The organism is Primorskyibacter marinus, assembly GCF_003313245.1.
GTDB lineage: Bacteria > Pseudomonadota > Alphaproteobacteria > Rhodobacterales > Rhodobacteraceae > Primorskyibacter > Primorskyibacter marinus.
In genome coordinates this window covers 35,490-59,514 of the sequence record NZ_QJSD01000002.1, presented here as the reverse complement: position 1 = coordinate 59,514, position 24,025 = coordinate 35,490, and the positions used below count along the sequence as shown (strand labels likewise).

The following is a 24,025-nucleotide window of genomic DNA, read 5'->3' as shown; positions in this document are numbered from 1 at the left end:
ACACACCCTCTCAGCTGGAACGTCAGGTGTTCATGGAATCGAAGAACTCTGAATTACTCTTGGTTTGCTTCAACTTCGAAATCAGAAATTCAATCGCGTCGGTCGTTCCCATCGGGTTCAAGATACGGCGCAGAACAAACGTCTTTTGCAGATCAATCTTGTCCACCAGAAGCTCTTCTTTCCGGGTTCCGGACTTGAGGATATCCATAGACGGGAAAACACGTTTGTCGGCAACTTTCCGATCAAGGACGATTTCGGAATTCCCTGTTCCTTTGAATTCCTCAAAAATCACTTCGTCCATCCGACTTCCTGTGTCGATCAGGGCCGTGGCGATAATCGTCAAGGACCCGCCCTCTTCAATATTACGCGCGGCGCCAAAGAAACGCTTAGGCCGTTGCAAGGCGTTTGCATCCACACCACCCGTTAGGACTTTACCAGACGACGGCACCACGGTGTTGAACGCCCTACCAAGTCTTGTGATCGAGTCAAGAAGTATAACAACATCTCGTTTATGCTCGACCAGACGCTTGGCTTTCTCAATCACCATTTCGGACACGGCAACGTGCCGGGTTGCAGGCTCATCAAAGGTCGAAGAAATAACCTCGCCTTTCACGGAACGCTGCATGTCGGTGACCTCCTCGGGCCGTTCGTCGATCAGCAGAACAATCAAGTAAGCGTCGGGATGATTCACTTCGATCGAGCGGGCAATGTTCTGCAACAGAACCGTTTTACCTGTCCGTGGCGGCGCGACGATGAGAGATCTCTGACCTTTGCCGATCGGCGCCACAAGGTCGATGATCCGTGCAGACTTGTCCTTGATGGTCGGATCTTCAACTTCCATCTTCATCCGTTCATCAGGATATAACGGAGTGAGGTTATCAAACGCAATTTTATGTCGCGCCTTCTCCGGTTCTTGAAAGTTAATTTTCAAGACATCCATCAACGCAAAGTAACGTTCGGAATCCTCGGGCGCCTTGATCGTACCTTCGATCGTATCCCCTGTACGCAAAGAAAACTTGCGGGTCATATCTGGCGATACATAGATGTCGTCCGGACCCGGCAGATAGTTCGCCTCTGGCGAGCGCAAGAAACCAAAACCGTCCTGGAGTACTTCGAGGACGCCATCACCGCTGATTTCCCACCCTTCATCCGCGCGCTCGCGCAAGATCTGGAACATCATTTCACCTTTCCGCATGGTCGAGGCGTTTTCGATCTCCAGTTCTTCGGCCATCGCCAGAAGATCCTTGGGGCTCTTGGCTTTAAGATCCGCGAGGTTCAGTGATTCTTGGGTCATGGGAATATCCTTGATCGCGCCCCAACGAGCGACCGATCCTGCAATGTGTCAGAGAATACGCACCTCGGACGAGGCGGTTTGACGCTACATAGGCAGACTATACATTGAAGTCAATTCCCGTCAGAATTTCACTACGACGGAGAACACAATCACGATCATCAAAAGCGTGGGAACCTCGTTCATCAATCGAAATTGTCGACCGGACAGAACATTCTCGCCGCGCATGAAGTTCTTGCGGCGCATACCCAGCCAATGATGAAACCACGTCATCCCAAGCACAGCAGCCGCTTTGCTCCACGGCCAAACCTGTGTCCAGTCGACGATTCCAGGCGTCAAAACCAACGCAAGTCCAAAAAGCCATGTCGTGATCATTGACGGCAGCATGATCGCGCGAAGTAGCTTCACCTCCATGATCTGAAAGGTGGCGTCTGTCGCGTCACCTGTCTTGGTCCGCTCGGCGTGATAGACGAACAACCTGGGCAGGTAGAACAGACCAGCCATCCAGGAGATCACGGCCATGATATGAATGGCTTTGATCCATGGGTAGGCCAAGCTGAGCATATCAGACATCTCAATCTCCTTCGGACGGTGCAGAGTTCTTAATTAAATAAAGAGATATAGAAAAGATGATTAAGAAGTAGGGCCACGTTTTGCTGTGGATCAATGATCTGTGCCGGCAGTTATCCGCATGGGATAAGTGTCGTCGTCACGAGACCCAATTGATGTTGGAAGAACATGCCTATGCGAAACTTAATCATTATTAATCAATGATTTAAGAAATTTACGAGAAGTGGATAAACTCGGTATTGTTCTGGCATGTACTTTACCAGGCATGAGCATCCACAAGGCGCCGCTTATGCTTTTCCACCGTGTGCAACTGTGCTGCGTAGATCCCAAACCTTGCTAGATCTCCCCAGCTTGCAATGCGGATCGATTTTCCCCAGTAATGTTCCTTAACAAACCCCGTAACAAACCCACGGATTTATCCACATGACTACTGAGCTGGTTCTTGCGTCAGGCTCTGCGATCCGGGCACAGCTTTTACGCAACGCGGGCGTACAGATCCGTGTGGCGCCAGCGGTAATTGATGAAATTTCCGTACGACGCGCGTTGGAGGCCGAAGGCGCGCCACCACGCGATGTCGCGGATACCTTGGCAGAAATGAAAGCAAAGAAAGCCAGCAGCAAGGCGCCTGACCACCTTGTTCTGGGATGTGATCAAGTCCTGGCGGTTGATCGAAAGATCATCTCCAAGCCCGCAACACCCCAGGAGGCGCGCGACCAGTTGATGTTGTTGCGGGATCGCAAGCATCAGCTTTTGTCTGCGGCGGTCATATATAAGGACGGAAAGCCGACATGGCGTCATGTATCGACCGCCCGGCTGACGATGCGCGCATTTTCCGAAAGCTATATTGATGGCTACATCGACCGAAACTGGCAGAGCATTCAGCATTCCGTAGGGGGATATAAGTTGGAAGAAGAAGGGGTACGTCTGTTTGCGCGGGTCGAGGGCGACTATTTCACGATCCTTGGGCTGCCGCTGCTGGAATTGTTGGGGTATCTGACGATCAGCGGGGTCGTGGAAGAATGATCGCATGTGAAACTTTGGGCAGGTCATGACCTTTCGGCTTGGCCTGACAGGCTCAATCGGGATGGGTAAATCCACCACCGCGCGACTGTTCGCGGAGGAAGGCTGTGATATATGGGACGCCGACGCTGCCGTACATCGTCTCTATTCCGGTGCGGCCGTCCCGTTGATGCAAGCAGAATTCCCTGATGCGATCATCAACGGCGAAGTTTCCCGAGAGGCGTTGAAACGGATTATCTCGGCCGACAACACCGCGCTGAAACGCATCGAATCCATCATCCATCCGCTTGTGCGCGAAGACCGGTTACAATTTTCCACCGACACGAAAGCGACGATTTGCGTGTTCGACATCCCTTTGCTGTTTGAAACGAACAGCCAGGCGGAATTTGACGCCGTGGCTTGCGTGACTGTTTCGCCAGAGACCCAGCGGCAGCGTGTGCTGGACAGAGGGACGATGAGCGTCAGCCAGTTTGAGATGATCCTGGCACAACAGTTGCCGATCGCTGACAAGCTTGCGCGCGCGGATTATGTCGTTGATACGATGACCATGGACCAGGCTCGCGCGGACGTGCAGCATGTGGTCACTGACATCAAAAGGCGGATGCGTGATGCGTGAAATCGTGATGGACACTGAAACCACCGGTTTCGATCCCGAAACCGGCGACCGCATTGTCGAGATTGGCGGCGTGGAGCTGTTGAACCATGTTCCAACGGGACGGACCTATCACCAGTATATCAATCCCGAACGGGGCATGCCGCAAGACGCGTTCGAAGTGCATGGGCTTGGCGACGAATTTTTGCGGGACAAACCGGTCTTCGCGAAGATTGCAGACGAGTTTCTGGAATTTGTGGGCGATTCCAAACTGGTGATCCACAATGCCAGCTTTGACATGAAGTTTCTCAACGCAGAGCTTCGCTGGCTCAAGAAGCCACAGCTTCCCTGGGAGCAGGCGATAGACACGCTGGCGATTGCTCGAAAGAAATTCCCAGGCTCGCCGGCGTCGCTGGATGCCCTTTGTCGGCGGTTTGGCATCGACAATGCCAGCCGTACGCTTCACGGCGCGTTGCTGGACAGCGAGATCCTGGCAGAGGTCTATCTGGAACTCATCGGGGGCAAGCAGCCGGATTTTGCGCTCGCACCGATCCGCGATGCAAAGTCCGGAGGCGAAAATGACGATTGGCGTCCATCGCGTAGGCCGACGCCCCTGCCCTCGCATCTCACAGAACAGGAAAAGGCGGCACATGCCGCCTTTGTCGAAAAACTGGGGGATGGCGCGCTTTGGCTCAAGGCCTAGCGCGCTTGGCTCGTATCAGAACGTCAGGCGTCAGCCTTTGGCTTTTCGGCCTGACGACGTTGAATTTCCGCACGGTAAAGCTGAAGGAAATCAATGTTCTCGAGGTTTAGCGGTGGGAATCCACCGTCGCGGGTCACATCTGATACGATGCGGCGCACGAAGGGAAACAGCATCCGCGGGCATTCGATCAGCAGAAACGGATGCAGCTGCTCTTCCGGAACACCTTCGATCTGGAAAACGCCGGCATAATCCAGCTCCAACAGGAACAGATGCTCGCCGCTTTCCTTGGCCTTGCTGTCGACCTTGAGTTTCAGGACGACCTCGTACTGGTTGTCCGCGCTGCGCTTCTTCGCATCAAGGTTAACCTGTACGGTGACGTCAGGTTGTACTTCGCCAGTCGCGCCTTTCTGCGACAGGATGTTTTCAAACGACATATCGCGCACAAACTGCGCAAGAATGTTCATTTTCATGTTTTGCGCTGCTGCGGTAGCTTCGGGGGCCTGGGCCCCATTCTCTTCGGCCATACGTCGTCTCTCCCAATGGCATAAATGCTGTCTCCACCGGATTAACAGGTACAGGCAGCGGTCTCAATCCTCAGATCAGTGCTTTGTCCAACCTGACGGCGGCTCATGCGTCGGGCGTTTGGTCGGATCAACCTCTGTATATTCGCCGTCTATCACGTCATTTCGACCTGCCCGTCCGGAATTGGGAGGAGCGCGGTGCCCCGGTTGCGCTCCCATTTCGAACTTTTGAACCTTTACACGTTTGCGCGCCCAACGGTAGACCGCACTTCGCACCGGCGGTGCCAGAAGGGCAAACCCGGCAGCATCCGTGAAAAAGCCGGGTGTCAACAGCAGCGCACCAGAGAACAATATCATGGCTCCATGCGCCAGATGTTCAGTCGGATCCCTCAAATCCGAGAATGATTCCCGTAGGTTGGCAATTGCCAATGCCCCTTGCGAGCGTACGAGCCATGTGCCCAGGATCGCCGTCAAGATCACAATCGCGAGTGTCGGCCAAAGCCCGATCAATCCACCGACTTGGATGAATAATGCGATTTCGATCAGCGGGATCGACAGGAATGCTAAAAACAGCCACATCTGCAATGCTCCTTTCAGGGCGGGCATGGTGGACTTGCTCCACCTCAGCCCCTACATAAGAAACCTAATCGGCTGTTTCCATGCGTGCCAGAAAAGAGGACCGAATGAGCTCTCCTATTTTACAACTTCTGGTGCTTGCAGGCATCGTGATTTTTCTGATCCTGCGCTTGAGGAGCGTTCTTGGAACCCGTGATGGCTTTGAGCCGACGCAAAAAACTCCGAAGGCCAGTTCGGCTCGGCGCAAGCCCGATCTTTCGGTGATAGAAGGCGGACCGGATCGTGACATCATTGATCATGTGCCCGATGGTTCGTCGGCAGCCAAGGCATTGACAAAAATGAAAGCTGCGGAACCGGAATTTGGTGTCGCTGATTTCTTGCAAGGTGCGCGTGGTGCCTATGAGATGATCCTTATGGGGTTCGAGCGTGGCGATTTGGCCGAGATCAAACCATTCCTCGCCGATGACGTCTATCAGTCCTTCGCCGAAGTTGTTGAATCCCGCGAAGCTCAGGGCTTGACCATCGAAGCGGAGTTTGTCGGCGTACGCGAACTGTCACTTAGCGATGCCGAGTTCCATGACGAGACCCGGATGGCTGAAATCACGGTGAGGTTCGTGGGCGAACTTACCTCAGTGGTACGCGATCGGGCCGGCGAAATTATCGAAGGCAGTGCGACCCAGATTAAACGCCAGAAAGATGTGTGGACCTTTGCCCGCGCGATGGGTGCAGACGACCCGAACTGGCAACTGGTCGCAACCGGCGAATGATCGAAACGCTGCGGTCAGCAGTGTTTGCGGGGGTGGTTATGTCCGGAAACGAAACCGCAGCGCAGAGAAAGCCGGTCCAGAAGTTGCTGGATTTTCAACATCTTGACGGATGGGGAACTGATGATCATCAGGCTGCGCTTGATGTGTTTTTGACCACATGCAGCGATATGAAAGACCCCGTTTGGCGCGCGCTTGGTACGCTCGCTGCGGAGCAGACTGACGCCAAAGCGTTTTTCGAGTTGTTTTTTCGGCCTGTGTTGATCGAGGATGGCACTGACGCGCTGTTCACTGGCTATTTCGAGCCGGAGTTGCATGGCTCTCGGGTTCAGACCGAAACCTATCGCTTTCCCATTCACACGTTGCCGCCTGAGGCGCGCGAGGTGTCGCCTTGGTTGACGCGACGCGACATTCTAAGTGGCGGCTATTTGCAGGATCGCGGATTGGAAATCGCGTGGGTGGATGATCCCGTAGAACTTTTTTTCCTGCAAGTCCAAGGCTCTGGCAGGGTTCGCCTACCGGACGGAGGGTTCCTGCGTGTTGGGTATGGCGGCGGCAATGGCCACCCGTATCGCAGCATTGGCAAAGAGCTGGTGCGCCGCGGCGTGTATGACGCGCATCAAGTGTCCGCCCAGGTCATCAAGAACTGGATCCGGCGCAATCCGCGAGAAGGGGAAGATCTGCTTTATCACAACCCATCTTACGTTTTTTTCCGCGAGGTCAGTGAGATACCGGCGCATTTTGGTCCTCTGGGCGCAATGAACCGGTCTGTCACAGCCGGACGATCCATCGCCGTGGACCCGGTTTTTACACCGCTGGGCGCGCCTGTTTGGGTTGAAAAAGATGGCAAAGATCCGATCCGCCGACTTATGGTCGCGCAGGATACCGGATCCGCCATTAAAGGGGCGCAACGGGCCGATATCTTTTTTGGAACGGGCGACAAGGCAGGACGGGCGGCCGGCAAGCTGAAAGATACCGGCCGGATGGTCGTGTTGATGCCGGTGCAGCACGTCCCCGACACCTTGCCCGAGGCTGTCCAATGAGCAAGCGGCGCGTGCGCCCTGACGAGCTTGATCTCTGGCGGCAAGTAACAAAAAATACGGAACGGCTTGATGTGCGTAAGGTCTTTCAGCCGAAACCGACAAAACCTGCACAAAAGCCCGATGTCCAGCCGGAACCAAACCCACCGCAGCCACTGACCCGCTTTGAGGTCGGCGAACGCAGCCGTAAACGAGACAGTCAGGCCGCCCTGCCCCCAAGCATCAAGGATCGGTTAAGCACCGATCCGGTCCAGATGGACAAAAAAGCCTTTATCCGCCTCAAGCGCGGCAAACTTCTGCCCGATGCGCGTCTGGACCTGCATGGCATGACTCTGGATCAGGCGCATGGTGCGCTGACAGGCTTTATCTTGCGGGCGCAATCCAGGGGGCATAGGCTGGTTCTGATCATCACCGGCAAAGGCGCGCGGCATGATCCACACGATCCCGCGCCGCATAGGCGTGGGGTGCTGAAGCAACAGGTGCCCATGTGGTTGCGGATGGGTCCGCTGGGTCAGGTGGTGATGCAAATCTCTGAAGCACATATTCGTCACGGTGGCACCGGCGCTTACTATGTCTACCTCCGAAAGAACCGTTAACTGTTCATGGCAAGAAGTGGACGGGCGCGACCGACGCCAATCGCCATTAGCGCACTGGTAAACAGAAAATATCCTGCGGCGCCAAGATATTGGGTTTGAATTCCCACATCGAGGTCAATCAAGACGCCTGTCAGGCCCGGCCCCAAGGCCGATCCCAACACCATGACAGCCGCAGCCATCGCCTTGATCGACCCAAGGCAGCGTGTGCCATAAAACTCTGCCCAGAACGCGTTGGGCAACGTGGTGTTGGCGCCGGCGGTCATCCCCATAAATACCAGCCCCAAGGCAATCAGGAGCGGCGATTGGCCGGTTCCGAACAAACCAAACGCGATCACCATCGGCAGTTGAAACCATGGGATCAGCCGTGCTGTGCCAAATTTGTCCAGCAGCCAGCCGGATATGATCATCGAAATCACGGATACCGCAGTGAACAGCGGAAAGAACGCGACCAATTGAATGTGTTCAATGCCCTTCACACTGGCGAAATAGACCTGATTGAAGAAAAATGCGGTTGAAAAGGCGGCTGGACCCAAAAGAGCGGGCACCATGAACCAGAACAACCAATGTTTGAACGCTTGTGGCCTGCTCCAATGGCGGCCGGCCATGCCTAAGGACACACCCGTATCGGCCATGGATTGCGGTGTTCTTTCGGTTTTAAGCAATGTCCAAAGCAAGGGAATTGCCAGAATCGAGATGCCCGCGGCCACCAGCCAAAGCTCTCGCCATCCCAGCACCTTCATGGCCGCGACAAAACTCACTGGTAGCGTGGCTTCGCCGATTGAAAACCCAAGGCCTACGCACATCAAGGCTTTGCCACGCGTCGCGACAAACCAACGGGACACGGACACTACGGCGATATGGCTTAGCATGCCCTGACCAAGCAGACGCAGAAAGAAAATGACGCCAACCAGTACCCAACTGGCCTGAGCCAATGACATGCTCACGCAGGCCAGCGCCAGAATGATCAGAACAACCGAACCCAGTGACCGTGCCCGGAAAATATCGGTCAGCCCGCCGGCCCAGACCATGACCAGGGCAGAGATCGACGTGCCGAGCGTATAGATCCCGCCCCATTGACCATGTGAAAGATTGAATTCTGCCCGGATCTCGCCCGCAAAGATCGAAATGAAGTATGTTTGCCCAAAGCCCGACAAGAAAGCCAAGAAACCACCAGCCAGCAACCAAGGCGCATTTTGTGTAACAAAACGGGGAATTCTCATGGTGTGACTCTGTGTCGTTTCTTGTGTCGTCTCTATAGGTTAACAGCATAAAGACAAACATCTGCGAGGCCCATTTCTTCAGCCTTGGTCCGAAGGTGCGACTATCTGTTACCGTTGGTATAGTAGGGTCGTTCAGTTTGGGCCGCGTCGTATCTTGCGTTACAAATACACGAATTTCTGCAAGATTTACCCTCTGCCGACCGTGGTTGTTGACGAAAGGCCGCAAAGACCGCAAAAACTCCGCCAATTGAATGTGAAAGGAAGCTCCCATGAAGATCGCAATGATCGGGACGGGTTATGTTGGGCTGGTTTCAGGGGTCTGTTTCTCTGATTTCGGCCACGAAGTAGTTTGTGTGGACAAGGATCCCCGCAAGATCGAGCGGCTGGAAAATGGCGAAGTTCCGATTTTTGAGCCGGGTCTTGACCTGCTTATGAACAAGAACGTCGAAGCCGGCCGTCTGGCCTTTACCATGGATCTGGAGAAGGCAGTGACCGGTGCCGATGCGGTTTTCATCGCGGTTGGCACACCCACGCGCCGCGGTGATGGTCACGCGGACCTGACCTATGTAATGGCCGCCGCGGAAGAGATTGCCCGCGTTGCCAAGGAATATGTGGTGATCGTCACCAAATCGACCGTGCCTGTCGGGACAAACCGTCAGGTCGGCGAGGTCGTCAAAAAGGCCAACCCGTCACTGGATTTCGATGTTGCTTCGAACCCCGAATTTCTGCGCGAAGGCGCGGCGATTGACGATTTCATGAAGCCGGACCGCGTGGTTGTCGGTGTTCAGACCGATCGTGCGGCAGAAGTGATGGCCGATATTTATCGGCCCCTGTATCTGCGCGACTTCCCGATCGTGACCACCGATCTGGAATCCGCCGAGATGATCAAATATGCCGCGAACGCCTTTCTCGCCACCAAGATCACCTTTATCAACGAGATCGCCGCTTTGTGCGAAAAGGTCGGCGCGGATGTAAAGCAGGTGTCAAAGGGCGTCGGCATGGACAACCGGATCGGCAACAAGTTCCTGCATGCAGGTCCGGGCTATGGTGGATCATGTTTCCCTAAAGACACCAAGGCGTTGGCACGGATAGGCCAGGAACATGCGGTCCCGATGCAGATCACCGAGACGGTCATCAAGGTCAATGAAGAGATCAAGCGCCGGATGATCGACAAGCTGCTTGATCTCTGCGGCGGTTCGTTCAATGGCAAGACGGTCGCTGTACTGGGTGTGACATTCAAGCCCAACACCGATGATATGCGCGACGCGCCTTCCCTGACCATCGTGCCCGCGCTTGTTGGCGGTGGGGCGAAGGTTAAGGCTTGTGACCCGCAAGGACGCCACGAAGGTGAGGCGCTTTTGCCGGGTGTCACTTGGATCGAGGATCCCTATGAAGCCGCTGACAAGGCCGATCTGGTTGTGGTTCTGACCGAATGGAACGAATTTCGCGCGCTGGATCTGAAGCGGATCGCGGAGAGCATGACGACCGCTCGTTTGGCGGATCTGCGCAACGTCTACTCACCGACGGACGCAGAACGCGCAGGCTTTGTGGCGTATGAAAGCATTGGTCGCGAGGGCTATACGCGCTGAACAATCATATGTCCGGTACAACATCGGACATATTTCCTGGCGGGCATTGGGAAGCGGTGCGCATGACGAACGGTCTTGGTCGGCTCGGTTGAAATGGTCAGACCTGCGCAGCTGCGATGCGCATGCTTTCTTGTCAGCTTGTCGGCGAGATCGAGAGGGTCGGTTCTGGAAGGTGTGACCGGAATGACGCAAATAAAGCGGGTGCTGCTTCTTGGTGCAGGTGGCAAGCTGGGGACGATGTTCCGGGCTGCCTGGAAAAACGCGCCACCGCCGGGCTTTGAGCTTGTCTCAATTTTTCGCAACCCTGTCATTCCGGAAGGTGGCGTGCGGTGGCAGCCGGGCGACGGGCCGCTGCAAGTCGGTCCGGTACATGCGGTGATTGCACTTTGGGGCGTAACGCCGGGGCAGGGAGCCGATCTGAGTGACAATGGAATATTGGCGATCGAGGCTCAAACCCTTGCTCATCAACTAAACGCAGAACGTGTGCTGCACTGCTCGTCCGCCGCAATCTATAAGCCGTCACCACATCCGATGTCAGAGGACATTCCAGCCGCTCCGCAGAATGATTACGGCCGCGCCAAACTGGAGATGGAGCACGCGGTTGCGGACTGGTACGCGGCGCATCCACACGGGCCGAAGCCTTGCCTGATGCGGATCGGCAATGTTGCTGGTGCGGATAGTCTGTTTGCCACGATGCGCGCCGGGCCACATGTCATTCTGGATAGATTTGCAGACGGGCAGGGGCCGCGCAGAAGCTACATCGCACCGCAAGATCTGCTGCATGCCCTTGTCGGGCTGCTTCGGTGCCCTTTGAATAGCACGCCTTTTCTGGTCAACATATCCGCGCCGAAAGCGACGTCGATGCAGGCGATAGCAGAAGCCGCCGGTTGCGATGTCGCGTGGAAGGATGCGTCTGATAATGCCAATGCCCTGGTGGAACTGGACACGTCGCGCTTGCAGAAGGTTGCCCCTTTGCCCATGTCTTCAGCGGACCCCGACCGGCTGTTAGAGACTTGGCGCAGTAGGGTAGAGACGTAATGACCTCGGCAAAACGCGTTACCGATCTGATCTGCGCTGCCTTTCTGGCAGTCGTTCTGCTGCCTGTTGGGCTACTGATTGCTGCGGTTTTGCTGATCACGGAGGGCCGTCCGATCTTCTACATTTCGGAGCGGATGAAATCTGTGGATGAAGGGTTTCAGCTTTGGAAGTTTCGGACCATGAGCGTTGACCCCGCCGATAGCGGCGTGTCGGGCGGGGACAAGTCGTCGCGGATCACGCCAGCGGGGCAATTCCTGCGTCGGCACAGGCTCGATGAAATTCCGCAGCTTTGGAACGTTTTGCGTGGCGATATAAGTTTTGTCGGACCGCGCCCGCCTTTGCGGCGCTATGTCGAGCAGTTTCCGGATATTTACCGCGAAGTTCTGAAATCGCGCCCCGGCATCACCGGGATGGCGACTTTGGCTTATCATCGTACCGAAGAACAGTTGTTGGCACCTTGCCAGACGGCAGAGGAAACCGAGGCCGTCTATACCAAGCGCTGTATACCCAGAAAGGCGCGCTTGGATCTGATATACGCGCAGCGCAGGACGGTGTGTGGCGACCTGAAGCTGATGCTGGCGACGGTCTTCCGGCGGATCTCACTTCATTAAGGTCACGGGCACGGCTATTTCCGAAGCTGCTGCGCCGCAACATACCCTGTGAACGTTCCAAGCCATTGTCTTGTGCTGACGATGTCGCCGGCACCATCCACGAGGTAGGTATTGCTGAACGACCCGTCCGGCCCGGTGCATTGCGCCGTCATTTTCTGGGTTACAGTGTTGATCGCACCCAGTTTCACCGGTGCCGTACCGTCACGCGAGACTGCGCAGGTATATTGTGACGTTGCCGTGACATCCTCGCCAGTCAAAAAGCGCATCGTGTACGGCGCTGAACCGCCGGATTTGCGCGAGACCAGAGACAGCAACGCAGTTTCTTCGGATGACATCAGATCGCCACCAAGCCCGCGGGTCGACGTAATCATGCCGCCGCGGAAATTCAGCGTTTGCCGCTGTTCGGTTGCGTAGGTCCGGTAGTGTCCGTTTTGACCAATCTGAATGACCAGCGCGCTTGCCTTGCGGGATTCAACCGTTACCAGCGCCAGCGGGCCGGCCTTTGTCGCGAGAGCCTGATTGATCTGTGCGACCGTGACCTGCGGCGGTTCGGTCTTGCGCGATCGCGCCACCGTGCCGTTCACCAACTGTTTAAACACTTCCGTGCGCTGCTCTTGGGCTGTGTCGTTGCCACAGGATGCCAGCCCGATCAGTGCAGCAAGGGCGAGGAGGACGCTTGAAATGCGTGGCATGATCATCTCCAGAACTTTCCCCAGGTCTTGGCCAATTCCGGCCGGTGGTAATCACGGACCTGTTCGTACAGCCGCCCATCAACATTCAGCCGTGCGCCGCCATCGCGGGTCAGAGATTTGATCTCGGCGTTGTTGGCCTGCCGAGAGGGCTGTCCCAGAACCCAGCCCAGCGGGATCGACAGCCGTATGCCCTTGTCGAAAGAGCCTTCGCCAAAATCGTCATAAGAAACATCAGTAAAGGTCGCAAAAGCCCCGACACGCCAGCCGTTGGCAAATTCACGGTCCAGCGCGACAGTGGCACCATAATCGCCGGCAAGATAGCGGCCGACGTCCAACTGCCCATGAAAACCGTTACCGAAATCGTAATAGGCCGAGGCGTGGCCAGTCAGAACCTCATAGTCCCGAAGGCCCAGCATCTGATCATAATCGCGCTGCTTGACGAAGTTCAGCTCGACCCCCAAGGCCAGTGGACTGCCGACCTGCTTCCAAAGCAACTCTCCCGAGGCGCCCGCGTACATTTCTTCAAGGTAGCCCAACGTCACGCGGCTGTAGAGGTTCTTGCCGGGACGTCCATAGGCGGCAAGCGTCAGATGTTCGATCGCCGGATCACCCTCTTTGGAATATTTCGCATAGTCGGTTCGCACGCGAGGCAGCCCTGATGGGTCATTGCGCGTTACATCATCCAGATTGCCGCCGATTTTCTTAGTCACGGCACCGGACAGCACGAGATTTGGCAAAACCCGGTAATCAGCTTTCAGACGGACGCCCGCGTCGGCGCGCACCGGGTTGTCCGGATCAAATGCGCTGAGCGCGATATACGGATTGAACGCCCAGGTGAAGCGCGGATAAAGTCCGGCTTCGGGGGCAGGGGCCATGTTATAGCCATCCAGAATGCGCGTCTTCGCCAGCATTTCTGTCGCGGCATCATTTTCAAGCGCCTCAAGATCGCTTCGCTGGATTGATACGGCAGACATGGACATTCCGTTGACAACCGGGACGATGACGAATTCTTCCACCGAAGCGGGCAGGACGCGACTCATGGCGCGTGCCGTGCGACCAATTGCTTGCGGCGCGGCACCGTAACGTGGATTGCGTAAACGAAGGGTTGCGCGGCGTGGTTCAAGCTTCAGCCCTTCTAAAACGAGGCCCTCGCGTTCCAGGGATGATCTCAAGGCAGATTTTGCATTGGCCGATGTCGCGGCAGAGTCCGTTGTCCATCCCAGATCCTGCGCCGCGGCCGGGCTTCGAACTGCAACCGGAAGCGGTGCAGTTTCGGTGCCGCCGGGGACCTGGGCACGCTTGGGGTTGGTAAAGAGCGTGAACTGTGCGCCGACTTCGGTCCCGTATACATGATACAAGGACAACTGGTTGCCATTGTTGAAGCGATAATCAATCCCATAGTTCCAGGGAGATTCCCGTTCAAATTGTCCGGTGGTGCTTTCCTGAACGTAGTCGTCCGAAGAGTATTCCAGCTTGAATGTCAGGTTCTTGTTCGGCGAATAGCTGACCCCGCCGAAAGGCGCAACATCACCCCGGAACCAGCGATCGTAGGTCGGCACGCCACCCTGACCCAAAAGCTCTGCCGGGCGGTCACCCGTGTCGCCGATGGCACCATAGCTGCCCAACCGACCCCAGCCCAAACCGCCGGTGACGCGCAATCCCGGCATCAGCTCTTTTGTGGCGACAAGGTATTCGCCGCCGTAAAGCCCGGTCCCGATGAAATCCTGAAGCCCTACGGTGATCGCCGGAAGTGCATTGGTTTCGGTCAGAAGTTCGTAGCGTAGGTCGAAACTGCGGTCGAAATAGCGTCCGTCGACGTTGCCCGGTGCCGGAAAGTTCTCGATTGCCGAGTAGCGGAAGCTGCCGGACAGGCGGGGCGTGATCTGGAAACTCAAAGTCGCGCGCGTGGTGTCGCCAAACCGCGAAACGGTGGTTGCCAGTGTCGCATCCGGGGCGGGGCCTGCGGTTGGCATGTCGATCAGTCCGGGGCTGCCATATAGGTTGTATCCGGGCAAGCCTTGTGCAAGCGCCAGTGTACTTGGCAGCGCTGTGATCAGTGCAAGAATGCCCGCGGCGCACAATGCTCGGCCACGCCAAGAGCCAGTGTATCTTGTCAGGCCGGTTTGCGTCATGTCTGGATCCGTTCGTCGTGTAGGCGCATCTTTCTTTTGCTAAGCCAATGGCGCACGCAAGTCTATTGCCTGAACGATCACAGCGAAATGTTTGTGGGATAATCGGCACGTCTGGCGGTCTCTGGCGGCGGCGACGGCAATTAACTGCTCATTTTTAATTGTTAAGGGGGACGTAACGGTTGCCTTGATAGGTCTGAAGTCGGGTGAGAAAAGGTGGTAGATATGGTTGCGCAAACAAATGCGTCGCCGGTTGTCATCATCAAACGGAAAAAGGTTGTTGCGGCCGACGGACACCATGGTGGTGCCTGGAAGGTTGCATATGCGGACTTCGTGACCGCAATGATGGCCTTCTTCATGTTGATGTGGCTTCTGAACGCGACAACGGAAAAACAACGTCAGGGCATCGCGGATTATTTCAGTCCGACCATCGCGATCAGTAGGATTGCCGGTGGCGGGGATGGAAATTTCGGTGGAAACAGCATCTTCACGGAAGATGCGTTGCCGCAGACCGGAACCGGGTCAACCAGCCTGCGACCGACAGAATCCAATCAAGCGCGTGGATGGTCGGATGCTGGCTCGGATGAGGATAAGGGCGATGCCCAGGATGAACAGCTCGCCGCTGTGGAAGAAGCGCTATTGGGTCGAAGTGGCGAAAGTATGCTGGCGGATGAGATGCTTCGGCACATCGTGACCAAAGTGACGGATGAAGGGCTTGTGATCGAGATGCACGACCTCGAAGAAACACCTTTGTTTACGGATGACATGGAGCCGACCGCAATGTTGGAGTCGATTGTTGCGGCTCTCGCCGAGGCGTCTAAAATTGTCACCAACCCGGTAGCGATCGAGGGCCATGTCCGGTCAGTCCCGGTCGTGATGACATCCCGGCCAATGTGGGACCAGTCATCCGCGCGCGCTGATGCTGTCAGAAAGCTCCTTGAATCAGAGGGGCTTATGCCGGAACGCTTTGCGAGATTGACGGGACATGCCGATAGGGATCTGGCAAACTTCAATCCGATGTCCGTACGCAATAACCGTGTCGAGGTTATCTTTCTGCGCACCAATATCTGAACATGAAGAGAAACTTGATGAAGGAAATTCAAGGTCATTAGCGGGCTGTTAAGCGAGCGAGCGTATCTGTTGTTCAGAGATCGACTCGATGCAGCAGAAGGGCTCGCGTATGACCATTTCCAGTTCGCTAAATGCAGGTGTTGCCGGGCTTGCAAGCAATGCCACACGGCTTGGTACAATTTCCGACAACATTTCAAATTCTTCCACCTACGGATACAAGCGGGTGGAAACGGATTTCCAGTCGATGGTGTTGGCGTCAGGCGGTGGGACATATTCCGCCGGCGGAGTCAGGGCGACGACGCAGCGGTTGATTGGCCAGGACGGTCCGCTCATTTCGACCTCCAATGCCAACGATTTGGCTGTCCGAAATCGCGGGTTTCTGCCGGTGGCACGGGCCACGGATGTGGAGGCGGGAAACGGTAATCCAAAGATGTTGCTGACCACGACAGGGTCTTTTCGGACAGATTCAGAAGGGTATCTGCGCAGTACGAACGATTTGATGCTGCTCGGCTGGCCGGCGAATTCAGACGGTAGCATCGGGACTTTTTCCCGCGATTCCAGCGACGGGCTTGAACCTGTGCGGGTCAATCTGAATCAGTTTTCCGCTGAACCGACAACGCGGATGTCTCTGGGTGTCAATCTTCCGGCGACCATGACGGATGCGGGATCGGCTGGAACCGCGCAGCCTCTTTCGGTTGAGTATTTCGACAATATGGGCCGTTCGGAGAATATAGAGGCAAGCTTTACACCTACGGTGCCGGCTTCGGGAACTTCGAATGAATGGACCATGGTGCTGCGCGACAGTGCGTCGGGCGGCACTGTGATTGGCGAATATACACTGACATTCGACGACAGCCGCGGCTCTGGCGGCAGCCTCGCAAGCGTGACGACGGTCTCCGGCGGCACTTATGATGGCACAACCGGCACCGCGATTGTCAATGTGAATGGCGGCCCCATGGAAATCAATATCGGAAGGCTCAACCAGAATGACGGCCTGACCCAGCTAGGCGACACGTTCGCACCGCTGGATGTTTCCAAGGACGGTTCGCCGGTCGGCAACATGACGTCGGTGGAGGTCGATGAAACGGGCATGGTTCACGCCTATTTCGATACTGGCATCACGCGCACAATATATCAGGTGCCGCTTGTTGATGTGCCGAACCCGAACGGACTCAAGGCCATGGACAAGCAAACTTACAGCCATTCGCCTGAAAGCGGTTCGTATTTTCTGTGGAACTCCGGCGACGGGCCCACGGGCGAAATCGCGACATTTGCTCGTGAGGAATCGACGACTGACGTGGCAAATGAACTGACGGACATGATCCAAACCCAAAGGGCCTATTCGTCCAACGCAAAGGTTATCCAAACCGTTGACGAAATGCTTCAGGAAACCACCAATATCAAACGCTGAAATGCAGGTTGATCCAAGGAGAAGACGATGACCCTGAATGGAGCACTCTCCAATGCGCTGAGCGGGCTGAACGCCTCTGCCCGGGCCACGATCAACGTGTCATCCAATATCGCGAACGCCCTGACCGATGGATATGGACGCCGCGAATTAACCGTCGAAAGCCGGATAACGGGCAGTTTTGGCGGCGTCGCGATCACCGGCACCCTGCGTCATGTCGATCCAGTGATTCTGGCGGACCGTCGTTTGGCCGACGCAGAGCTTGGCAACGCAAGTGATCTGGCCAGCTTCGCCGCGCGGATGGAGACGGGTATCGGCCTGCCCGGCGAAGCAGGGTCCCTGTCACAGGTCATTGCGGATTTTGACAGTGCGCTTGTCACCGCAGCTTCTCGACCGGATTCAGAGGAACGGCTGGGTGCCGTCGCGCGCAGCGCAGAGGTGCTGGTCAACACGATCAACACAATAGCTGACGGTATCAGCAGCGCTCGCGAAGACGCCGATGCAAAAATCGGCGAAATGGTTGATCAACTCAACACGTCATTGAACAGAGTGGTTGATCTGAACAAGAAAATTTCCAGCGCAATCCATAAGGGGCAGGATACGTCAGGCTTTCTCGACGCTCGCCAAAGAACTGTTGATGAAATCAGCGAAATGATCCCGGTTCACACGGTCGCACGAGAGCGCGGAGCGATTGCAATTTATTCGACGGGCGGGGCAATCCTGCTGGAAGGTACGGCAATTGACGTCGGCTTTGCCACGACTGGTAAGATCGAACCACAAATGACGTTGGCTGGCGGTCATTTATCTGGCCTTACATTGAACGGACGTGCGGTTGATGCATCCGCCGACAGCGGCGCGCTGCGCGGCGGAAGGTTGGGGGCCCAGTTACAGATCCGCGATGAAACGGCACCCGCGATGCAGGCGACTCTCGACGGGTTGGCGCGCGACCTTGCGGAACGGTTTGGACCCGGTAATGCCGATAGTACGATCACGGCTGGCAGTGCGGGCATGTTCACCGATTGGGGGTCTCCGTTCGACCCGAGTTTTGAAACCGGCTTCGCCAGCCGGATGGAGCTAAACTCATCTCTTGCGCAGGACGGCGGCAGTTTATGGAAATGGCGGGCAGGTATCGGTGCCACGACCCCAGGCGTTGTCGGGGATTCAGGGCTGCTCAACGGGCTGAAACAGGCGCTTTCAACCAACGCTTTGCCGTCTTCATCCGCGCTGCCAGGCGTCTTGTCCACCCCGGATATCCTGGCGGCCGGTCTCTTGTCGCAGGTGTCATCCTTGCGATTGGGGGCTGATGATACGCTTGCCTATGCCTCCAGCGCCCAGAACACCTTGAAAGAATTGGAACGCGGCCAAGGCGTTGACACCGATTACGAGCTTCAGAAACTCATGGAGTTCGAGAACAGTTATGCCGCGAACGCTCGTGTCATTCAGACCGTGGATGAAATGCTACAGGCCATTCTCAACATTTAGGAGCGACCATGCAGACACTTGGCGATCTTGCGCAGGGTATGACCCTGCGGTTCCACCAAAGCCGTATAAAATCCGAAATGGGCCAGTTAAACTCTGAAATCGCGACAGGGCAAGCCCGCGACAAGGCAGAGCGCGTCGGCGGTGATTTCCGTCAGCTGGCGGGTATTCAGCATAATCTGACCAGGCTGGAAGGCTACAGCATCGCAACAGCTGAAGCGAGCCAGATTGCCGGTACGTTACAAACTATTCTTGGCAAGGTTCAGGATGAGGCTCAGGCGTTGGCTGCCCCCTTGACAGGTGTCGGAATGAATACTCTGCCGGTCATGCGTGAAACGCTGGCGACAGAAGCGCTCGATCGTTTGGGTGCGATGATCGGCGCGCTCAACACCCAAACTGCCGGTCGCAGTTATCTTTCCGGTACTTCAACGGACCAAACTCCGCTGGCAGATGTTTCGACCCTGATGACGGCCCTTCGGGGCGCGATTTCAGGGCAGACCACAACCTTGGGGGTGATTACAGCGCTTGACAATTGGTTCACCGCGCCGGCCGGGTTTGACGCTGTAATGTATCAGGGCGGAACCCAGGATCTTGCATCTCTTCGATTGGGCGAAACGGAAACTGCCGATATTGCACTTCGCGCTGACGATGAAACCTTCCGAAACATCCTCAAGAACACTGCACTTGCCGCGCTGGCGACCGATGCATCCGTTGGTTTGCCAATGGGTATTCAGGTCGATTTGCAAAACCACGCCGGCGAAGCCTTGCTGACGGTCAACGACGACATAACCGATCTACGCGCCAAGATCGGAACCCTTGAGGCGCGGATTGAAGAGACGTCGATACGCAATGCGGCCGAGGTTTCCAGTCTTTCACAGGCTCGCAATTCATTGTTGGAGGTAGATCCCTACGAAACAGCCAGCCGACTTGAAGAAGTGCAGTATCAGCTGGAAACGGTTTATGCCCTGACGGCGCGTTCCGCTCGCCTGTCCTTGTTGGAGTATCTCCGGTGAAAACTGTGATGAAATGGTTCGCATTGGGAATTTTCTTGTTGATCTCGCTACCCGCGCAGGCGCAATCCATCCGGATCAAAGACCTGGTCGAATTCGACGGTGTGCGCGGCAATGATCTGGTTGGCTACGGCTTGGTTGTTGGCTTGAACGGAACGGGCGACGGCCTTCGAAACGCGCCCTTCACCGAAGAGATCATGAGCAATATCCTCGAAAGACTTGGCGTCAATGTCTCGGGAGAACAGTTCAGGCCGAAAAACGTGGCTGCGGTCTTTGTGACGTCCGTCTTGCCGCCCTTCGCCCGTGCGGGGGGGCAGGTTGATGTAACAGTGTCGGCCATCGGTGACGCAAAAAGCCTGCTTGGTGGTACATTGGTTATGACGCCGCTCAATGCTGCTGATGGCGAAATCTACGCTGTGGCCCAAGGTACGGTGATTGCCGGCGGCGCGTCCGCAGAAGGCGAGGCCGCATCTGTGATACAAGGCGTGCCCACTTCGGGTGTTATTCCGTCCGGGGCCCGTGTCGAGCGCGAAGTCGACTTCGATTTTTCTTCGTTGTCAACGCTGCGACTCGCGTTGCGCGAGCCAGATTTCACAACTGCGGCGCGGATAGAAACGGCGCTGAACAATAATTTTCGGGGGTCGGTCGCGCGCATGTTGGATTCCGGCACCGTTGAACTGAATATTGAACGGACCGGCGCGTCGTCACCGGCCCACGCGCTCGTTCGAGTGGAAAATCTGGTGATCGAACCCGAACGTCGTGCCCGCGTCGTTGTCGATCAGCGCTCTGGCACCATTGTCATGGGGTCCGATGTCCGAATTTCTCGTGTTGCCGTTTCTCAGGGAAACTTAACGCTCAGGATTGCGGAGCAGCCTGTTGCCGTTCAACCCAGTCCGTTCAGCGATGGTGAAACGGTTGTCGTACCGCGCAGTCAGGCCGAAATTACCGAAGAACCCGGCCCAAGTCTTGCCGAGGTGCCCGGCGGCACATCCCTATCAGAAGTCATCGCTGGTCTGAACGCCCTTGGCGTCAATCCGCGCGACATGATTGATATTCTCAAGAGCATAAAAGCCGCCGGCGCGCTTCATGCTGAATTTGTCGTACGCTGACGGCGCGATCGTAAAATCGCGCGTGAATCCCAGATCTCGCAAATTTGATTAACTTTGCGGAAATCTATCGGCCTTAACACAAAAAGGGTTGCTTCAGCACTGTCTAGGACCACCGCGCTGTAGCTATCTTATTGGAGTCGAGACGTGGCATTTCAGTTCAGCGGGCTCTCGCAATCGAAGATCATTCTAACGATCGCGCTGATGGCGACGATTGTGATGATGATCTTGCCGGTACCGGCCTTTCTGCTGGATGTCGGCCTTGCGGCGTCGTTTGCCTTGGCCGTGTTAATCTTCACAGTTACGCTTTTTATCGAAAAACCGTTGGATTTTGCAGCCTTCCCGACTGTGCTTTTGGCCTCGTTGATGCTGCGATTGTCCCTTAACGTGTCGTCGACCAAACTGATCATTGGTCAAGGGCATGAAGGGACGCATGCAGCCGGCAATGTTATTGAGAGTTTCGCCAGTTTCGTGATGAGCGGCAGCGTTTTTCTTGGGCTTGTGGTTTTTGGCGTGCTTCTTATCGTGAACTTCATGGTGATCACCAAAGGTGCCGCGCGTATGGCTGAAGTCGGTGCGCGATTTGCGCTGGACGGAATGCCCGGCAAACAGCTTGCAATTGACAGCGATCTCAGCGCAGGCGCAATCACGCACGAAGAGGCGCGTGCGCGTCGAGAAAAAGAACAGCAGGAAACGACTTTTTTCGGATCACTGGATGGCGCGTCAAAATTTGTGAAGGGTGATGCTGTCGCAGGTCTTCTGATAACGCTGCTTAACCTTGTTATGGGCCTGATTATGGGCGTTGCCGTGCAGGGGATGCCTTTGGGCAGTGCGTTTGAGACCTACGCAATTCTCACAGTTGGCGATGGGTTGGTGACGCAGATTCCTGCCGTCATCATCTCGGTCGCAGCAGCACTTTTGTTGGCACGCGGCGGTGCCATTGGCGCGACAGACGTTGCCCTTATGACCCAGATTGGGAAACACCCAACGGCTTTGGGGACGGTTGCTGTGTTCATGGCGATGTTCGCTCTTGTTCCCGGATTGCCTTTCATTCCGTTCATTATGGGCGCGCTTGGGTTGGGTTGTGCCGCCTTTATGGTCTTTCGGAAACAGACCGAGGAAGCAAAAAATACGAATGACGACGCTGAGACAGAGATCATGCCCAAAGCGCCTCTGATAGGCGATGTTCTTGATCTCGACGACATTCATGTGCAATTCGCGCCGGATCTGGTGAATATGGTGCTCGACCCCGGATCCGGGCTTGATGTGCGGATCACCAATATGCGGAGCCATATTGCGAGCGCTTATGGTCTTATCATGCCGGAAATCCGGTTGACCGACGATGCGAGCCTGTCGAGTGGCACCTATGTCATCAGGATCCAGGGAGTCGAGACCGCGAAAGCCGAACTCAATCCCGATATGGTTCTTGCGCTGGTCCCGGACGCGTCCGACAATCTACCGCCAGGTGCGACTGTAACCGAACCTGTTTACGGCGCGCCGGCGCGGTGGATCAAGCCTGCGGATCAGGAAAAGGCTGCACTGACCGGCGCGACTATTGTCACCCCGGCGGAAATCCTTGCCACGCATCTTCTGGAAACCATCAAGCGAAACTTCTCGCGCCTGCTGACGCTGAAAGCCCTAAGGCGTCTGCTTGATGAGATGACCGCCCTTTCAAACGAAACGCGTGCAGATGCAAACCGCAAATTGCTGGATGAACTTATTCCGGATCGTGTGCCCGTCGACCTTCTACATTCGGTACTGCGGCTGCTGCTGGAAGAGCAGGTGTCGATCCGAAACATGCCGCTGATCCTTGAAGCCATCGCAGAGGCGCGTCGCCTTCACGCGAACCCGGATGGCATCTGTGAGCACGTCCGGCAGAGGCTCGGGTTCCAGTTGGTTTCGACGGTTTCGCGCGATGACGGTTCCATTCCGCTGATCCAGCTGGCCCCCGAATGGGAAGACACGTTCAGCCGGTTTCAGATTGACAGTGACAAGGGCGGGCTGGATGTCGCTCTGCCGCCGGACGATTTTGAACGGCTGACGTCGCGCGTGGCAGAGCAGATCTCCAAGGCCGGAGAGCGCGGTGTCAGCCCCGCCGTCGTTACATCCGGCCGCCGCCGCAGGTTCATCCGAACCGTTTTGGCCGCGAAGGGGATTAACACCCCGGTCCTGTCTTTCGAAGAGATAGGTATCGAAGCCCGGCCGGCACTTGTTGGAGTGGTTGCAGCATGACCGCAATGGAAGACGCTCTGCAACAAAGCTCAATTTGGCTCTGGGCGCTTTTTGTTGTGTTCTTGCGGGTCGGCACGGCGGTTCTTGTTCTGCCCGGCGTTGGCGAGCGGAGCATTCCGGTCCGCGTCAAACTGGCAATCGCCGTTGCGCTCAGTCTTGCCGTTGCGCCGTCCATCTGGTCGAACCTGCCGGAAATGAAAGGCGGGCTGGCGAGTTTTGCGCCGCTTGCAGCAAGCGAGAGCACGAACGGTCTGGCGATCGGGCTGTTTTTGCGGCTTTTGATTCTGGGGCTTCAGATCGCGGGATCCATTGCGGCGCAGTCGACATCCCTTTCGCAGATCGCCGGCAATACAGGAGCAGAGCCGATGCCGGCGATTGGAAACCTGCTGACTGTCGCAGGTCTCGCATTGCTTTTCACCACCGGATATCAGGTCAAGATTGTATTATTCTTGGCGAATTCGTACCTGATTTTACCGTTTGGTGCGTTTCCCGACCCAAGTTCTCTGGCTTCTTTGGGGATTGCCCGTACGGCTAAGGCTTTTTCCACGGCCTTTACGCTTGCGGCACCTTTTATAATTCTGTCAGTATTATACAATCTGACGCTTGGCGTCATTAATAGAGCCATGCCGCAGCTCATGGTCGCGTTCGTCGGGGCACCGGTCATAACGCTGGGGTCTTTGGCGATGATGTTCGTTCTGGCACCCACGCTGCTCGCCGTTTGGGTTCAAGGCTTTGATACGTTTCTGTCCGCGCCGTTGGCACCCTGA

Annotated in this window: 23 protein-coding genes; 16 read left to right on the top strand and 7 right to left on the bottom strand. The window is 56.1% G+C overall.

The annotated features are described in order from the left end of the window. Positions 1–22: 22 nt before the first annotated feature. Together rho and hemJ are read right to left on the bottom strand one after the other, a co-directional pair. On the bottom strand, positions 23–1,294 hold the full coding sequence (gene rho, locus DMZ65_RS04240; protein WP_116597678.1) for a transcription termination factor Rho: 1,272 nt from the start codon (positions 1,292–1,294) through the stop codon (positions 23–25). Between the two features lie 120 nt (positions 1,295–1,414). Continuing rightward, positions 1,415–1,864: a protoporphyrinogen oxidase HemJ gene (hemJ, locus tag DMZ65_RS04235; protein WP_116597677.1), complete on the bottom strand. Its 450-nt coding sequence runs from the start codon at positions 1,862–1,864 to the stop codon at positions 1,415–1,417. Between the two features lie 420 nt (positions 1,865–2,284). Between hemJ and DMZ65_RS04230 the strand changes: the two genes are divergently transcribed. Genes DMZ65_RS04230 through dnaQ form a run of 3 tightly spaced genes read left to right on the top strand, consistent with a single transcriptional unit; the run spans position 2,285 to position 4,176 of the window. Next, positions 2,285–2,884 (top strand): Maf family protein, encoded by a 600-nt coding sequence (locus DMZ65_RS04230; RefSeq protein WP_116597676.1) that lies wholly within the window; start codon positions 2,285–2,287, stop codon positions 2,882–2,884. A 25-nt stretch (positions 2,885–2,909) separates the two neighbouring features. After that, positions 2,910–3,497, top strand: coding sequence for a dephospho-CoA kinase (coaE, locus tag DMZ65_RS04225; RefSeq protein WP_116597675.1), 588 nt, complete (start codon positions 2,910–2,912; stop codon positions 3,495–3,497). Continuing rightward, positions 3,490–4,176, top strand: coding sequence for a DNA polymerase III subunit epsilon (dnaQ, locus tag DMZ65_RS04220; protein ID WP_116597674.1), 687 nt, complete (start codon positions 3,490–3,492; stop codon positions 4,174–4,176). Before coaE ends, dnaQ begins: the two co-directional genes overlap by 8 nt. Before the next feature lie 23 nt (positions 4,177–4,199). Here dnaQ and secB read toward each other — a convergent pair whose 3' ends face one another. Both secB and DMZ65_RS04210 read right to left on the bottom strand, forming a co-directional pair. Beyond that, positions 4,200–4,700: a protein-export chaperone SecB gene (gene secB, locus DMZ65_RS04215; protein ID WP_116597673.1), complete on the bottom strand. Its 501-nt coding sequence runs from the start codon at positions 4,698–4,700 to the stop codon at positions 4,200–4,202. Positions 4,701–4,775: 75 nt separating this feature from the next. Beyond that, positions 4,776–5,276: an FxsA family protein gene (locus DMZ65_RS04210; protein ID WP_116598114.1), complete on the bottom strand. Its 501-nt coding sequence runs from the start codon at positions 5,274–5,276 to the stop codon at positions 4,776–4,778. Positions 5,277–5,380: 104 nt separating this feature from the next. Between DMZ65_RS04210 and DMZ65_RS04205 the strand changes: the two genes are divergently transcribed. Genes DMZ65_RS04205 through DMZ65_RS04195 form a run of 3 tightly spaced genes read left to right on the top strand, consistent with a single transcriptional unit; the run spans position 5,381 to position 7,673 of the window. Further along, positions 5,381–6,040, top strand: coding sequence for a Tim44/TimA family putative adaptor protein (locus tag DMZ65_RS04205; protein ID WP_116597672.1), 660 nt, complete (start codon positions 5,381–5,383; stop codon positions 6,038–6,040). Continuing rightward, on the top strand, positions 6,037–7,080 hold the full coding sequence (gene mltA / locus DMZ65_RS04200; RefSeq protein WP_116597671.1) for a murein transglycosylase A: 1,044 nt from the start codon (positions 6,037–6,039) through the stop codon (positions 7,078–7,080). The genes DMZ65_RS04205 and mltA overlap by 4 nt, the downstream gene beginning before the upstream one ends. Continuing rightward, entirely contained in the window at positions 7,077–7,673 is a 597-nt protein-coding gene (locus DMZ65_RS04195) for a Smr/MutS family protein (protein WP_116597670.1), read from the top strand. The genes mltA and DMZ65_RS04195 overlap by 4 nt, the downstream gene beginning before the upstream one ends. On the opposite strand, the gene DMZ65_RS04190 is transcribed toward DMZ65_RS04195, so the two are convergent. After that, positions 7,670–8,893 carry an MFS transporter gene (locus DMZ65_RS04190; protein WP_116597669.1) on the bottom strand — a complete coding sequence of 408 codons (1,224 nt, stop codon included), beginning with the start codon at positions 8,891–8,893 and terminating at the stop codon, positions 7,670–7,672. The two genes, DMZ65_RS04195 and DMZ65_RS04190, sit on opposite strands and share 4 nt — an antisense overlap. A 269-nt stretch (positions 8,894–9,162) precedes the next feature. Here DMZ65_RS04190 and DMZ65_RS04185 point away from each other — a divergent pair, with 269 nt between their 5' ends. The 3 genes from DMZ65_RS04185 to DMZ65_RS04175 all read left to right on the top strand — a co-directional run bounded on the left by DMZ65_RS04185 (position 9,163) and on the right by DMZ65_RS04175 (position 12,131). Continuing rightward, entirely contained in the window at positions 9,163–10,482 is a 1,320-nt protein-coding gene (locus DMZ65_RS04185) for a UDP-glucose dehydrogenase family protein (RefSeq protein WP_116597668.1), read from the top strand. 183 nt (positions 10,483–10,665) lie between these two features. Continuing rightward, complete coding sequence (locus tag DMZ65_RS04180) at positions 10,666–11,520, top strand: NAD-dependent epimerase/dehydratase family protein (protein ID WP_157960556.1); 855 nt, start codon at positions 10,666–10,668, stop codon at positions 11,518–11,520. Further along, complete coding sequence (locus tag DMZ65_RS04175) at positions 11,520–12,131, top strand: sugar transferase (protein ID WP_116597666.1); 612 nt, start codon at positions 11,520–11,522, stop codon at positions 12,129–12,131. Before DMZ65_RS04180 ends, DMZ65_RS04175 begins: the two co-directional genes overlap by 1 nt. A gap of 14 nt (positions 12,132–12,145) precedes the next feature. Here DMZ65_RS04175 and DMZ65_RS04170 read toward each other — a convergent pair whose 3' ends face one another. Both DMZ65_RS04170 and DMZ65_RS04165 read right to left on the bottom strand, forming a co-directional pair. Further along, positions 12,146–12,823, bottom strand: coding sequence for a YjbF family lipoprotein (locus DMZ65_RS04170; RefSeq protein WP_157960555.1), 678 nt, complete (start codon positions 12,821–12,823; stop codon positions 12,146–12,148). A gap of 2 nt (positions 12,824–12,825) precedes the next feature. Then, complete coding sequence (locus tag DMZ65_RS04165; protein WP_116597664.1) at positions 12,826–14,955, bottom strand: YjbH domain-containing protein; 2,130 nt, start codon at positions 14,953–14,955, stop codon at positions 12,826–12,828. Between the two features lie 222 nt (positions 14,956–15,177). On the opposite strand from DMZ65_RS04165, the gene DMZ65_RS04160 reads away from it, so the two are divergent. The 7 genes from DMZ65_RS04160 to DMZ65_RS04130 all read left to right on the top strand — a co-directional run bounded on the left by DMZ65_RS04160 (position 15,178) and on the right by DMZ65_RS04130 (position 24,025). Then, a complete protein-coding gene (locus DMZ65_RS04160) occupies positions 15,178–16,023 on the top strand; it encodes a flagellar motor protein MotB (protein WP_116597663.1) in 846 nt (281 codons plus the stop codon). 109 nt (positions 16,024–16,132) lie between these two features. Further along, a complete protein-coding gene (locus tag DMZ65_RS04155; protein ID WP_198662625.1) occupies positions 16,133–17,434 on the top strand; it encodes a flagellar hook protein FlgE in 1,302 nt (433 codons plus the stop codon). A 27-nt stretch (positions 17,435–17,461) separates the two neighbouring features. Beyond that, the gene (gene flgK / locus DMZ65_RS04150) at positions 17,462–18,913 is read left to right on the top strand and encodes a flagellar hook-associated protein FlgK (RefSeq protein ID WP_116597661.1); all 1,452 of its coding nucleotides are present in this window, start codon (positions 17,462–17,464) and stop codon (positions 18,911–18,913) included. 8 nt (positions 18,914–18,921) lie between these two features. After that, a complete protein-coding gene (locus DMZ65_RS04145) occupies positions 18,922–19,923 on the top strand; it encodes a flagellin (protein WP_116597660.1) in 1,002 nt (333 codons plus the stop codon). An 8-nt stretch (positions 19,924–19,931) separates the two neighbouring features. After that, complete coding sequence (locus tag DMZ65_RS04140; protein WP_116597659.1) at positions 19,932–21,029, top strand: flagellar basal body P-ring protein FlgI; 1,098 nt, start codon at positions 19,932–19,934, stop codon at positions 21,027–21,029. A 201-nt stretch (positions 21,030–21,230) separates the two neighbouring features. Beyond that, positions 21,231–23,258 carry a flagellar biosynthesis protein FlhA gene (flhA, locus tag DMZ65_RS04135; protein ID WP_232824906.1) on the top strand — a complete coding sequence of 676 codons (2,028 nt, stop codon included), beginning with the start codon at positions 21,231–21,233 and terminating at the stop codon, positions 23,256–23,258. Continuing rightward, positions 23,255–24,025 carry a flagellar biosynthetic protein FliR gene (locus DMZ65_RS04130; RefSeq protein ID WP_116597657.1) on the top strand — a complete coding sequence of 257 codons (771 nt, stop codon included), beginning with the start codon at positions 23,255–23,257 and terminating at the stop codon, positions 24,023–24,025. Before flhA ends, DMZ65_RS04130 begins: the two co-directional genes overlap by 4 nt.